This window comes from Mesorhizobium sp. M1088 (assembly GCF_040318575.1).
Classification (GTDB): Bacteria; Pseudomonadota; Alphaproteobacteria; order Rhizobiales; family Rhizobiaceae; genus Mesorhizobium.
In genome coordinates this window covers 1-11,814 of sequence record NZ_JAMYMO010000010.1, presented here as the reverse complement: position 1 = coordinate 11,814, position 11,814 = coordinate 1, and the positions used below count along the sequence as shown (strand labels likewise).

Annotated in this window: 12 protein-coding genes; 4 read left to right on the top strand and 8 right to left on the bottom strand. The window is 62.2% G+C overall.

The features are described 5' to 3' along the window. Positions 1 to 10: 10 nt before the first annotated feature. The 4 genes from sufC to NKH49_RS14815 all read right to left on the bottom strand — a co-directional run bounded on the left by sufC (position 11) and on the right by NKH49_RS14815 (position 3,936). The gene (gene sufC / locus NKH49_RS14830; RefSeq protein ID WP_352746447.1) at positions 11 to 766 is read right to left on the bottom strand and encodes a Fe-S cluster assembly ATPase SufC; all 756 of its coding nucleotides are present in this window, start codon (positions 764 to 766) and stop codon (positions 11 to 13) included. Beyond that, positions 766 to 1,032: a hypothetical protein gene (locus NKH49_RS14825; RefSeq protein WP_352926420.1), complete on the bottom strand. Its 267-nt coding sequence runs from the start codon at positions 1,030 to 1,032 to the stop codon at positions 766 to 768. Before NKH49_RS14825 ends, sufC begins: the two co-directional genes overlap by 1 nt. A 19-nt stretch (positions 1,033 to 1,051) precedes the next feature. Continuing rightward, the gene (gene sufB / locus NKH49_RS14820; protein WP_023674685.1) at positions 1,052 to 2,569 is read right to left on the bottom strand and encodes a Fe-S cluster assembly protein SufB; all 1,518 of its coding nucleotides are present in this window, start codon (positions 2,567 to 2,569) and stop codon (positions 1,052 to 1,054) included. A gap of 188 nt (positions 2,570 to 2,757) precedes the next feature. Continuing rightward, positions 2,758 to 3,936 (bottom strand): cysteine desulfurase family protein, encoded by a 1,179-nt coding sequence (locus tag NKH49_RS14815; protein WP_352926417.1) that lies wholly within the window; start codon positions 3,934 to 3,936, stop codon positions 2,758 to 2,760. Positions 3,937 to 4,174: 238 nt separating this feature from the next. Here NKH49_RS14815 and NKH49_RS14810 point away from each other — a divergent pair, with 238 nt between their 5' ends. Together NKH49_RS14810 and NKH49_RS14805 are read left to right on the top strand one after the other, a co-directional pair. Further along, on the top strand, positions 4,175 to 4,849 hold the full coding sequence (locus NKH49_RS14810) for an alpha/beta hydrolase (protein WP_023674683.1): 675 nt from the start codon (positions 4,175 to 4,177) through the stop codon (positions 4,847 to 4,849). Between the two features lie 6 nt (positions 4,850 to 4,855). Next, the gene (locus NKH49_RS14805; protein ID WP_352926414.1) at positions 4,856 to 5,506 is read left to right on the top strand and encodes an FMN-binding negative transcriptional regulator; all 651 of its coding nucleotides are present in this window, start codon (positions 4,856 to 4,858) and stop codon (positions 5,504 to 5,506) included. A 40-nt stretch (positions 5,507 to 5,546) separates the two neighbouring features. Here NKH49_RS14805 and NKH49_RS14800 read toward each other — a convergent pair whose 3' ends face one another. Beyond that, positions 5,547 to 5,879, bottom strand: a complete 333-nt coding sequence (locus NKH49_RS14800) for a lipid-A-disaccharide synthase N-terminal domain-containing protein (RefSeq protein WP_023674681.1) — start codon at positions 5,877 to 5,879, stop codon at positions 5,547 to 5,549. Next, positions 5,872 to 6,600 (bottom strand): glycosyltransferase family 2 protein, encoded by a 729-nt coding sequence (locus tag NKH49_RS14795; protein WP_352766841.1) that lies wholly within the window; start codon positions 6,598 to 6,600, stop codon positions 5,872 to 5,874. Before NKH49_RS14795 ends, NKH49_RS14800 begins: the two co-directional genes overlap by 8 nt. A gap of 387 nt (positions 6,601 to 6,987) precedes the next feature. Here NKH49_RS14795 and tyrS point away from each other — a divergent pair, with 387 nt between their 5' ends. Continuing rightward, positions 6,988 to 8,241: a tyrosine--tRNA ligase gene (gene tyrS, locus NKH49_RS14790; RefSeq protein WP_352501564.1), complete on the top strand. Its 1,254-nt coding sequence runs from the start codon at positions 6,988 to 6,990 to the stop codon at positions 8,239 to 8,241. A 555-nt stretch (positions 8,242 to 8,796) separates the two neighbouring features. Here tyrS and NKH49_RS14785 read toward each other — a convergent pair. Beyond that, positions 8,797 to 9,891, bottom strand: a complete 1,095-nt coding sequence (locus NKH49_RS14785; RefSeq protein ID WP_352501563.1) for an alkene reductase — start codon at positions 9,889 to 9,891, stop codon at positions 8,797 to 8,799. Positions 9,892 to 9,949: 58 nt separating this feature from the next. Next, a complete protein-coding gene (locus tag NKH49_RS14780; protein WP_352926411.1) occupies positions 9,950 to 10,738 on the bottom strand; it encodes an SDR family NAD(P)-dependent oxidoreductase in 789 nt (262 codons plus the stop codon). A 110-nt stretch (positions 10,739 to 10,848) separates the two neighbouring features. Between NKH49_RS14780 and NKH49_RS14775 the strand changes: the two genes are divergently transcribed. Then, positions 10,849 to 11,412 carry a TetR/AcrR family transcriptional regulator gene (locus NKH49_RS14775; protein WP_023674676.1) on the top strand — a complete coding sequence of 188 codons (564 nt, stop codon included), beginning with the start codon at positions 10,849 to 10,851 and terminating at the stop codon, positions 11,410 to 11,412. Positions 11,413 to 11,814 lie beyond the last annotated feature (402 nt).

Here is an 11,814-nt window from a genome sequence, read left to right as displayed (position 1 = left end):
TTCCGGCATCTCACGCGGCTTGCCCGATCACGCCGGCATAGCCATTGGCCTCGAGATCGAGCGCCAGCGACTTGTCGCCCGACTTGATCACCTGGCCCCTGTAGAGCACGTGCACCGTATCCGGCACGATGTATTGGAGCAGGCGCTGGTAGTGGGTTATGACGACAATGGCCCTATCCGGCGAGCGCAGCGTGTTGACGCCGTCCGCGACGATCTTCAGCGCATCGATATCGAGTCCGGAATCGGTCTCGTCGAGGACACACAGCTTCGGCTCGAGCAGCTTCATCTGCAGGATCTCGGCGCGCTTCTTCTCGCCGCCGGAAAAGCCGACATTGAGCGGCCGCTTCAGCATCGCCATGTCCATGTTGAGCGAGGCGGCCGCTTCCTTCACGCGCTTGAGGAATTCCGGGATTTTCAGCGGCTCCTCGCCGCGCGCCTTGCGCTGCTCATTCATCGCAACTTTCAGGAATTCCATCGTCGCCACGCCCGGTATCTCCATCGGATACTGGAAAGCGAGAAAGATGCCGGCGGTAGCGCGCTCGGCCGGATCCATGTCGAGGATCGACTGGCCGTTGTAGAGGATGTCGCCCTCGGTGACCTCATAATCCTCGCGCCCGGCAAGGATATAGGACAGCGTCGATTTTCCCGAGCCGTTCGGCCCCATGATGGCCGCGACTTCACCGGCCCTGACCGTCAGGTTCAGGCCGCGAATGATCTCGGTGCCGTCATCGACGATACGGGCATGGAGGTTTCTGATTTCAAGCATTATTTTCCACTTTCTTGTTCGCGGTGCCCGGCCTGCGACGGAACTTTTCTAAAAGCTCGAAAAGCGCGTACAAACTTGCTGGTGACCAACATCCAGCTAAAAAACCCAGCCGCGCTTAAGCCTGCAATCGAACCACCAATAGTTTTTGTCGAACTCAAGCCAAACACTGCGCCTATCAACGCCATCACAGCACCACCAACAGCCAATGTCAGCAAGAGCATCAGAACGGCAAATATCAAGCCTTCTATCCGCTTGAACAAATCCATGATCGCCGTTCCAGTTAACTCACCCAACACTCCCCTCAAGACTAATCCCGATCAGCTTCTGCGCTTCGACCGCGAATTCCATCGGCAGTTGCTGGATGACGTCCTTGACGAAGCCGTTGACGATCAGCGCAATCGCCTCTTCTTCCGGGATGCCACGCTGCATGACGTAGAACTTCTGGTCCTCGGAAATTTTCGAGGTCGTAGCCTCATGCTCGAACTGCGCCGTCGAGTTCTTGGCTTCCATGTAGGGCACGGTGTGTGCGCCGCACTGATCGCCGATCAGCAGCGAGTCGCAATTGGTGAAGTTGCGGGCGTTGGTCGCCTTGCGGTGCGCCGAGACCTGGCCGCGATAGGTATTCTGCGAGAAGCCGGCGGCGATGCCCTTGGAGATGATGCGGCTGGACGTGTTCTTGCCGAGATGGATCATCTTGGTGCCGCTGTCGACCTGCTGGTAGCCGTTCGACACGGCGATCGAATAGAACTCGCCGCTGGAATCGTCGCCGCGCAGGATGCAGCTCGGATATTTCCAGGTGATGGCCGAACCGGTCTCGACCTGCGTCCACGAAATCTTCGAGCGATGGCCGCGGCAGTCGCCGCGCTTGGTGACGAAATTGTAGATGCCGCCCTTGCCTTCGGCGTCGCCGGGATACCAGTTCTGCACCGTCGAATATTTGATCTCGGCATCGTCGAGCGCGATCAGCTCGACCACCGCGGCATGAAGCTGATTCTCGTCGCGCTGCGGCGCCGTGCAGCCTTCGAGATAGGAGACGTAAGCCCCCTCCTCGGCGATGATCAGCGTGCGCTCGAACTGGCCGGTGTTCTTCTCGTTCATGCGGAAATAGGTCGACAGTTCCATCGGGCAGCGCACGCCCTTGGGCACGAAGACGAACGAACCGTCGGTGAACACGGCCGAATTCAGCGTTGCGTAGAAATTGTCGGAGGTCGGCACGACCGAGCCGAGATACTTCTTCACCAGCTCCGGATGCTCGCGGATGGCTTCCGAGATCGAGCAGAAGATGACGCCGGCCTGCGCCAGCTCCTTCTTGAAAGTGGTGACGACGGAGACGGAATCGAACACCGCATCGACGGCGACGCGGCCCGACTTGTAGACGTTGTCGCTGGCTTCCTCGAGCTCCGACGCATCGGTCTTCTGCACGCCGGCGAGGATTTCCTGTTCCCTGAGCGGAATGCCGAGCTTCTCATAGACCTTCAGCAGTTCGGGATCGACCTCGCTGAGCGAAGTCGGCCCCGGCGTGCTCTTGGGCGCGGCGTAATAATGGAGGTCCTGGAAATCGATTTTGGGATAGTGGACGCGCGCCCATTTCGGCTCGTCCAGCGTCAGCCAGCGGCGATAGGCTTCCAGGCGCCATTCCAGCATCCAGGACGGCTCGTCCTTCTTCGCCGAAATGAAGCGGATAATGTCTTCGCTCAGGCCCTTGGGGGCCTTGTCCATCGCGATTTCGGTCTGGAATCCGTATTTATACTGGTCGACATCGATCTTTCGAACTCGATCGATCGTCTCCTGCACAGCAGGCATCAGCGTTCTCCATCCACGCCGGGGTCAAGGCCCGGCAGTTTTCAAACTATGGCACCGCAAACGAGCACCCATCAGGCACCCGAGGCGGCGTACGTTTCATATAGTGCGTTCATGCCGGAAATTCACCCGGCCAAATTCGAACGCACGGCTCTACCAGGCCGCAAGGCCCAAACGTTCCGTTGCCGCGCTCAGGCGGCCTTTTCGCTGTTTGCCTTTTCCTTACCGGCTTGGCGCGCGACGATCGTCGCCAGCGCCGAACGAAACAGCTCAATGTCTTCAGCGCTGGTCGCGTGGCCGATGGACACGCGCAACGCGCCGAGGCCGTCACCGTAACCCATGGCTTTCAGCACGTGACTCGGCCCGACTTTGCCCGACGAACAGGCCGATCCGGCCGACAGCGCCACACCGGCCAGGTCGAAGGCAATCTGCGCCGTCTCGGCCTTGATGCCGGCAATAGCGAAGAATGTCGTATTGGCAAGCCTTGGCGCGCCGGTCCCGAAGATTTCGGCGTCCGAAACAAGCGTTTTCACGATCGCCTCGATTTCGTCGCGACGCTGCCGCACCGTTTCGATCGTTTGCAAGCCGGCAGACGCCTCTCGCGCCGCCGCGCCAAACCCGGCAATCGCCGCCAGGTTTTCGGTGCCGCCGCGATGGCCTTTTTCCTGGCCACCGCCGCTGACCAGCGGCTTTGGCATCATCAGGTCCGACGCCGCGACAATGGCGCCGACGCCCTTTGAGCCGCCGATCTTGTGCGACGAGAGAATCAGATAGTCTGCGTAACCCGCTGACATATCGAGCGGAATGCGGCCGGCCGCCTGCACGGCATCGACAACCAGGATGCCACCCGCCGCCTTGACGATTTCGGCAATGCGGCCAACCGGCTGGATGACGCCGGTCTCGTTGTTGGCGGCGTGTATCGCCACCAGCGGCAAGCCTTCGGCCTTGTCATGCTGGGCGAGAGCCTCGGCCAAAACGTCGAGCCTGACGACGCCATCGGCGTCGACGCCGATCCGCATTACCTGCCCCGTGGGGAAACGACCGCCGTTCAGCAGGCAAGGATGATCGGCCTCGGACACATAGAGCTGGCTCATACGGACAGCGCCGCGCCCCATTTGCCAGTCCGGCGTCAGCAGCGTCGAGGCCGCTTCCGTCGCGCCGGAGGTGAATACGACATGCTCGGCCCTGGCGTTGACCAGTCGCGCCACGTCGCGCCTGGCGTCCTCGATCAGCCGCCGTGCAGCGCGGCCCTCGGCATGAACCGAGGACGGGTTGGCGGCAACGTCGAGCGCAGCCACCACCGCCGCGCGCGCCGAGGCAAGCAGCGGCGCGCTGGCGTTGTAGTCGAGGTAGGCGCGTGCTCCGGCCATTTCCGTCCAACTGGTCCCTTCAAAAGCCGTTCCGCGAAGATAGCGCGTTATTTCCTTGAAATTGCAAGGCAAGACGTCCTATTTACGCGGCTTGCGGCGCGGGTGGCCGAGCCACAATTTTTGGCCGCCCAGTTTTGAACAATTCTAAACTAGCTTCTAGAAAGACGCTCGCCCTGCGTCAAGGCCAGAGGAAAAGTTGTTCCGGGCGCCGCGCAATTTATGCCAAGTGGAGTATTTCATGCCTGAGGTCATTTTCACCGGTCCGGCCGGCCGTCTGGAGGGTCGCTATCAGCCCTCGAAGGAAAAGAGCGCGCCGATTGCCATCGTCCTGCACCCGCACCCCCAGTTCGGCGGGACGATGAACAACAAGATCGTCTATGACCTCTTCTACATGTTCCAGAAGCGCAATTTCACCACGCTGCGCTTCAATTTCCGCGGCATCGGCCGCAGCCAGGGCGAGTTCGACCACGGCACCGGCGAATTGTCCGACGCCGCCGCGGCGCTCGACTGGGTGCAGTCGCTGCATCCGGATTCCAAGAGCTGCTGGGTTGCCGGCTATTCGTTCGGCTCGTGGATCGGCATGCAGCTTCTGATGCGCCGGCCGGAGATCGAGGGCTTCATCTCGGTCGCGCCGCAGCCCAATACCTATGATTTCTCGTTCCTGGCGCCATGCCCGTCGTCCGGCCTGATCATCCACGGCGACGCCGACAAGGTCGCGCCGCCCAAGGACGTGCAGGGCCTGGTCGACAAGCTGCACACGCAAAAGGGCATTACCATCACCCAGAAGACCCTGCCCGGCGCCAACCATTTCTTTGCCAACCATGCGGAGCTTCTGATCGAGGAATGCGCGGACTATCTGGATCGCCGGCTGGCCGGGGAACTGTCCGACCCACGGCCGAAGCGGCTGAGATAATCGGCGATGTACCAACCGCCTCACTTCCAGGAAACACGGCCGGACGTCCTGCACGGGCTGATCCGGGCGCATCCGCTTGGCCTGCTAGTGTCGAACGGCGTCGAGGGGCCGGTCGCCAACGCGATTCCCTTTCTTCTAGACGCGGATGTGCCGCCGAACGGCAGGCTTCGCGCCCATTTGGCCAAAGCCAATCCGCAATGGCGGCTTTTGGCCGACAATCCCCTGGCGCGGGTGCTGGTCGTCTTCCAGGGCGCCGATGCATATGTGACGCCGTCCTGGTACGAGACCAAGCGTGAAACCGGCAAGGTGGTACCGACCTGGAACTACGCCATCGTCCAGGTGCGCGGCATCGTCACGGTGATCGAAAACCAGGATTGGCTGGCCGAGCAGATTTCCGATCTGACGATGTCGCAGGAGGGCAGCCGCTCGGCGCCGTGGGCGGTGACCGACGCGCCGGCACCCTTCATCCACTCGCAGATCAAAGGCATCGTCGGCCTGGAGATCGAAATCACCGAAATCAGCGGCAAATGGAAAGTCAGCCAGAACCGCCCGGCCGCTGACCGCGTCGGTGTCGCCGAGGGGCTCGAGAGCGAGACTGCCGATTCGGCCGACATGGTCCGGCTGGTAAGGTCTTACGGCGGGCTGGACGGCAAGTAATCTGGATTGCTTGCTCGACCGGTTCAGGCCGGTCGCGGACTCAATCGACCTTGGTCATCGCCGCCTTGCGCTCGTTGGCGATCAGCCAGAGATTGCGGATGTAGATCAACAGGCCCATGGCCTGGCCGGCGATGAACACCGGATCCTGACGCTGGATGGCGTAGATCAGCAGCAGGCCGCCGCCGAACAGCGAAAAGAACCAGAAGGCGATCGGCACGACGCTGCGCTTGGCCTTTTCCGACGCCACCCACTGCACCAGAAAGCGCATGGTGAAGAAGAACTGGGCGACGAAGCCGAGCAGAACCCAGGCATCGAATTGCTTGACGAAAACATCGTGAAGCCAGGTCGCCAATTCCTGAAGCACGTTACCCATGCCTGATTTCCTCTACTTTGGGCATTCTGCGGCGCCTGCGGCGCAGCCACCAGACGCCGGCAAGATCGAGCACGCCCTGCAGGCCGCGATCGAAGATGCCGTAATTCGATTTGCCGTGACGGCGGGAGCGGTCGACGACATCGCAATGGACGACGCGGTAGCCCTCCTGGATGACCAGCGCCGGAACAAAGCGGTGGGTGCCGTCGAAGAACGGCAATTTCCGCAAAATGTCGGTGTAGATCGCCTTGAGGCCGCAGCCGGTATCCCGCGTCTCGTCGTGCAGGATGGCTTTTCTCAGCCCGTTGGCGAAACGCGACGCCAGTTGCTTGATCTTGCTGTCGCGGCGCTTCAGACGCTGTCCCTGCGCGGCCCCGACTTCGGGACCAGCCTGCCGCAGCGCGTCGATCAACACTGGGATATAACAGGGGTCGTTCTGGCCGTCGCCGTCGATGGTGGCGACGATATCGCCGCGCGCCGCCCAGGCGCCTGAGCGCACCGAGAGCGACTGGCCGGCGGATTTTTCATGCCTGAGATGGCGCAGCGGAAACCGGCGAAGCGCTGCCTCTGCGGCAAGCACCGAAGGTGTATCGTCTGTCGAGCCGTCGTCGACGACAATGACCTCGAAGTCCCGCCCGGCCATGGCAGTGCCGATCTCGTCGAGCAGAAGCGGCAGGTTCGCCGCCTCGTTCCGGCAAGGAATGACGATGGATATCTCCGGCATCTCGACTCTGTCACAGGATATGGCATTCGATCGATGCCGCGCGGTCCAGTGGAAGAGCCCCGCTGGCGCGGCGCCTCATTACGCCAGCCGAAACAATGACGCAAGCAGGCCGCACGCTTGGGGTTCTCCCTTCTCCCCTTGTGGGAGAAGGTGGCCGCGCGAAGCGCGGTCGGATGAGGGGTGTTCCAGCTTGGCAACGACGGCACTCCGTCCAACACCCCTCAACCGTCTTGGCGCTGCGCGCCAATCCACCTTCTCCCACAAGGGGAGAAGGCAAGAGGGTGTCGCAAAACCGGATTCCACTTTTGCTGATCGCGCTTGAGTGCTAAACGCCCGCCTTCATGCATAGCCGAGCCGCGTTCGGCCGGAAGCTTTTCGGGAAAGAAAATGTCCGCCTTCAAATCCGATTTCCTGCGCACGATGAGCGAGCGCGGTTTCATCCACCAGACCTCGGACGATGCCGGCCTCGACCAGCTTTTCGCCACGGAAACGGTGAGCGCCTATATCGGCTTCGACGCCACCGCCAGGAGCCTGCATGCCGGGTCGCTGATCCAGATCATGATGCTTTACTGGCTGCAGCAGACCGGCCACCGGCCGATCGCGCTGATGGGCGGCGGCACCTCGATGATCGGCGATCCGTCGTTCAAGGACGAGGCGCGCAAGCTTTTGACGCCGCAGGACATCGAGGACAATCTCGCCGGCATCCGCCGCAACTTCACGCCCTACCTCAAATTTGGCGGCGGCCCCAACGACGCCGTCATGATCAACAATGCCGACTGGCTGATGGACATCAACTACGTCAATTTCCTGCGCGATGTCGGCCGGCATTTTTCGGTCAACCGCATGCTGGCCTTTGATTCGGTCAAGCTCCGGCTGGATCGCGAGCAGTCGCTGTCGTTCCTCGAATTCAACTACATGATCCTGCAGGCCTACGACTTCGTCGAGCTCTACAAGCGCCTCGGCTGCCGGCTGCAGATGGGCGGCTCCGACCAGTGGGGCAACATCGTCAACGGCATCGATCTCGGCCATCGCATGGAAGGCGCGCAGCTCTATGCGCTGACCACGCCGCTGCTCACCACCTCGTCCGGCGCCAAGATGGGCAAGTCGGCCTCGGGCGCGGTCTGGCTCGATGCGGAGATGCTGAGCCCATACGAGTTCTGGCAATACTGGCGCAACACCGAGGATGCCGATGTCGGCCGTTTCCTGAGGCTCTACACGACCCTGCCACTCGCCGAGGTCGGACGCCTCGAACGGCTCGGCGGCTCGGAGATCAACGAAGCCAAGAAGATCCTCGCCACCGAAATCACCGCCATGCTGCATGGCCGCGAGGCGGCGGAGGAGGCCAGCGAAACGGCGCGTAAGACGTTCGAAGAAGGGGCGCTCGCCGAAACACTGCCAACCGTCGAGGTGGGCAGGACCGATCTTGAAGCCGGCGTCGGCATATTGTCGCTGTTCGTCACCGCCGGGCTGGCCGGGTCCAACGGCGAGGCACGGCGGCATATCCAGGGCGGCGCCGTGCGCCTCAACGACCAGCTCGTGGCCGACGATCGCAGGATGGTGACGCTGCAGGACCTTGGCCCGGAAAACGTCGCGAAACTGTCGCTCGGCAAGAAGAAACACGTTCTGGTGCGGCCGGTCTGACCAGGGCCCGGTACTTCCTGTTAGATCTTTTCCGAAACCGGTTTCATCTTGCGGCGCTGACCTTCGGTTCGGAATCACCGCCGAGGCTAATCAGCTAGCTCCCGAGAATGGCCGAGGTGCCATTCGTCTCATCGATCGGATCGAGCAGGTAGCGCAAATAGCGGACGTTCTGCGGCGCTTCGATGAACGTCTTGTTCGGGGCACGGAAGCGGACTTGCGGCTTGGAGGCTTGGAGGCTTGGAGGCTTGGAGGCTTGGAATGTGAGAAGCGGACGTTCAGGCGCCCCCATGCATCGACGCGATCTGACCCATTCACGACAGTCGAAATCACGGTGAACGGGTCCGCTTGCGCCGGTAAAGCGAACGTACGACGTGCTACGAATCTCGCCTGGCTGGTCCTGGGCGGACCAGAGGAGCTAACGTCTATGCTATAGCCCTCCATGGCCCTCCTGAATCCCTGGGTTTGGACACCAGTTCGAGCGGAGCGCCAGAGAGATGCCCTGAGGCGCTGCTGTCACGTGGGATGGCTGCCTCGCAGGCGCCGCCCTCCGATAGCTCATGGGCGGCTTGAGGCGGCGATCGCGGGATAGTCGGTATAGCCAGCGGAGCCGCCGCCATAGAGCGTCGCCGAGTTGAACTCCGTCAGCGGCGTGCGCGTCTTCAGCCGTTCCACAAGGTCGGGATTGGCGATGAACGGGCGCCCGAAGGCGAAGAGGTCCGCCTTGCCCTCGGCGAGCCGCGACGCCGCGAGGTTGAGGTCATAGCCGTTATTGGCGATATAGGTATTGTTGAAGCGCCGGCGGAGCGATCCGAAGTCGAACGGCGCGACATCGCGCGATCCGCCCGTGGCGCCCTCGACGACATGGATATAGACGATGCCCAAAGCATCGAGTTGATCGACGATATAGTCGAACTGCGCCTGGGGGGCGCTGCTCGAGACGCCGTTGGCGGGCGAGACGGGCGAAATCCGGATGCCGGTGCGCTCTGCGCCGATCTCCTCGACCACCGCAGTCGCAACCTCCAGCATCAGCCGGGCGCGGTTCTCGACCGATCCGCCATAAGCATCCGTGCGGACATTGGCACCGTCCTTGGCGAACTGGTCCAGCAGATAGCCGTTGGCGCCATGAATCTCGACGCCATCGAAGCCGGCCTCAATGGCGTTCGCGGCTGCTTGCCGGAAATCGTTGACGATCCCCGCAAGCTCGTCGAGCGCCAGCGCGCGGGGCTCCGAAACCTCGACAAAGCCGTTGTTCACGAACGTCTTGGTCGCGGCCCGGATTGCCGAGGGCGCGACGGGCGCGGCGCCGTTCTCCTGCAGATCGACGTGCGAGACGCGGCCGACGTGCCAGAGCTGCAGGAAAATCCGCGCGTCCTTGGCGTGCACCGCGGTCGTGACCTTTCGCCAGCCGTCGATCTGAGCCTGAGAATAGATGCCGGGCGTGTCCTGGTAACCTTGTCCCTGCCGCGAGATCTGCGTGGCCTCGGAGATCAGCAGGCCGGCGGAGGCCCGCTGGCCGTAATACTCGGCGGCAAGATCGCCCGGAACGAAGCCCGGGCCAGCGCGATTGCGCGTGAGGGGCGCCATGACGATACGATTGGAGAGCGTCAGCGAGCCGAGAGAATAAGGCTCAAAAAGTGCTTTGTTGGTCATAGGTCACCTTGTTTGTCCCCGCCGCGACGAGGTCGTTATCAAATGGTTTCGTTGGTGCTCAGGCGACCTTGCGGTACCGCTCGGCGGGATGTTCGTTCCGATAATTCGGAAGCATGGCCTGGCGCGCGGCCTGAAGCGCATCCCACTGCCCGGCATCGGGAAGCGGCGGGATGGTCACCGGTTCGCGGCGGTCGAAGCCGACCAGCGCCGCATCAACCAGATCGTCCACCTCCATCACGTTGGAGAGCGTGTTGATGTCGGCGCCGACGTGGTCCCAGATCTCCGTACGCGTCGTGGCGGGCAGCACGGCCTGGACGTAGACACCCTTCGGTGCGAGCTCGAGGCTGAGCCCCTGCGACAGAAACAGCACGAAGGCTTTGGTTGCGCCGTAGACCGTCATGCCGAACTCCGGCGCCAGGCTGACCACGGAGCCGATGTTGACGATCGACCCTTCGCCAGCTTTCGCAAGACGCGGGGCGATGGCGCTGGCAAGTCGCAGAAGCGCGGTCGTGTTGAGCGCAACGAGCCGGGCGACGTCATTGGTACTCTGCTCGATGAAGCTTCCGCCGATGGCTGTTCCGGCATTGTTGACGAGAATCCCGATGCGGACGTCATCGCGCAGCCTCGTCTCTACCGTTGCAAGCTCGGCAGGCTGCGTAAGATCAGCCTGGATGATGTCGATCGCAACGCCAGTTTCCTGACGGAGCCGGGCTCCCAGTGCCTCCATTCGTGCCACGTCACGGGCAACGAGCACGAGGTCGTGTCCGCGGCGGGCGAACCGTTCGGCATAGGAAGCTCCGATGCCCGTGGAGGCGCCGGTGATGAGGACTGATGGAATGGTGGTCATGGCATTGCTCTTTTCTCTGATGGAACCTATATTCATGACGATCATCATGATTGCGGCTAAATATGATGGGCATCATGTAAATGTCAACGGGGCCGACGGAGAATTTTGAAATGAAGGTCAGTCGAGAGCAGATGGCGGAGAACCGTCACCGGATATTGGATGCGGCCAGCCGGCTGTTTCGCGAGAAGGGGTTCGACGCGGTCAGCGTGGCGGAAGTGATGAAGGCCGCCGGGCTCACCCATGGCGGCTTCTATGGCCATTTCAGTTCGAAGGACGACCTGATCGCGCAGACCCTTGCCCACGTCCTCGCCGCGGACTCAGGCGGAGGGGGCGATCTTCGCGCTTATGTAGGTTCCTATCTTTCGCCCCGGCATCGCGACAACTGCGCCGGCGGTTGCCCGACGGCGGGCCTTGCCGCAGCCATCCGCCATCAGACCCCGGCTGCACGCTCGGCCATGACGGAAGGCCTACGATCGCAGATCGACCGTATCGGCAAGGCGCTCCCGGAGTTGGATCCGGCAGACAGACGCCGCGCGGCGATCGGAAGCTGGGCAGCGATGGTGGGGGCAGTAATCCTCGCCCGGGCGATCGACGATCCCGCGCTCTCGGATGAAGTGCTTGAGCAGACGCGTGCCTGGGTCGATGCCGGGATCAGCCAAGTGTCTGCCAGCTAGGTGGTCTGCGGCAGGAGTGCTCTTGTCGAGAGCAATGCGGCGGCTATCGGCGTTGGTTGGGTGGCTATCTTGCAGAATATCGCACCGCAGCGTGCAATCAGCGGGATTCGCGGACCAAGAGGGTTTCGAACTTCCCTGTTCAGGCAACCATGCTGTCGCCCAATTTCCGCTAAACTGGCGAATGAAGCCGTTCAACGGCAGAACATCGAATGACCGCTCCTGGCGCAACTACGCCCTCAAGCGCGGTCGCCGGTGACGTCCGCTGTAAGGCGGTGGCACAACTAACTTTAACGGCCGACATTGCTGAAGGGTTTCGGGTGCCGTCAGGCGTACGAAAGTCTCTGATGCAGGAACCCGCGGGCCGCAGGCGGTGAGCTATGGGGATTTGTGTTTCGGGGTGTG

Coding starts and splice junctions, on each gene's coding strand:
- sufC (WP_352746447.1), bottom strand. CDS start 766: ATGCTTGAAATCAGAAACCTCCATGCCCGTATCGTCGATGACGGCACC.
- NKH49_RS14825 (WP_352926420.1), bottom strand. CDS start 1,032: ATGGATTTGTTCAAGCGGATAGAAGGCTTGATATTTGCCGTTCTGATG.
- sufB (WP_023674685.1), bottom strand. CDS start 2,569: ATGCCTGCTGTGCAGGAGACGATCGATCGAGTTCGAAAGATCGATGTC.
- NKH49_RS14815 (WP_352926417.1), bottom strand. CDS start 3,936: ATGGCCGGAGCACGCGCCTACCTCGACTACAACGCCAGCGCGCCGCTG.
- NKH49_RS14810 (WP_023674683.1), top strand. CDS start 4,175: ATGCCTGAGGTCATTTTCACCGGTCCGGCCGGCCGTCTGGAGGGTCGC.
- NKH49_RS14805 (WP_352926414.1), top strand. CDS start 4,856: ATGTACCAACCGCCTCACTTCCAGGAAACACGGCCGGACGTCCTGCAC.
- NKH49_RS14800 (WP_023674681.1), bottom strand. CDS start 5,879: ATGGGTAACGTGCTTCAGGAATTGGCGACCTGGCTTCACGATGTTTTC.
- NKH49_RS14795 (WP_352766841.1), bottom strand. CDS start 6,600: ATGCCGGAGATATCCATCGTCATTCCTTGCCGGAACGAGGCGGCGAAC.
- tyrS (WP_352501564.1), top strand. CDS start 6,988: ATGTCCGCCTTCAAATCCGATTTCCTGCGCACGATGAGCGAGCGCGGT.
- NKH49_RS14785 (WP_352501563.1), bottom strand. CDS start 9,891: ATGACCAACAAAGCACTTTTTGAGCCTTATTCTCTCGGCTCGCTGACG.
- NKH49_RS14780 (WP_352926411.1), bottom strand. CDS start 10,738: ATGACCACCATTCCATCAGTCCTCATCACCGGCGCCTCCACGGGCATC.
- NKH49_RS14775 (WP_023674676.1), top strand. CDS start 10,849: ATGAAGGTCAGTCGAGAGCAGATGGCGGAGAACCGTCACCGGATATTG.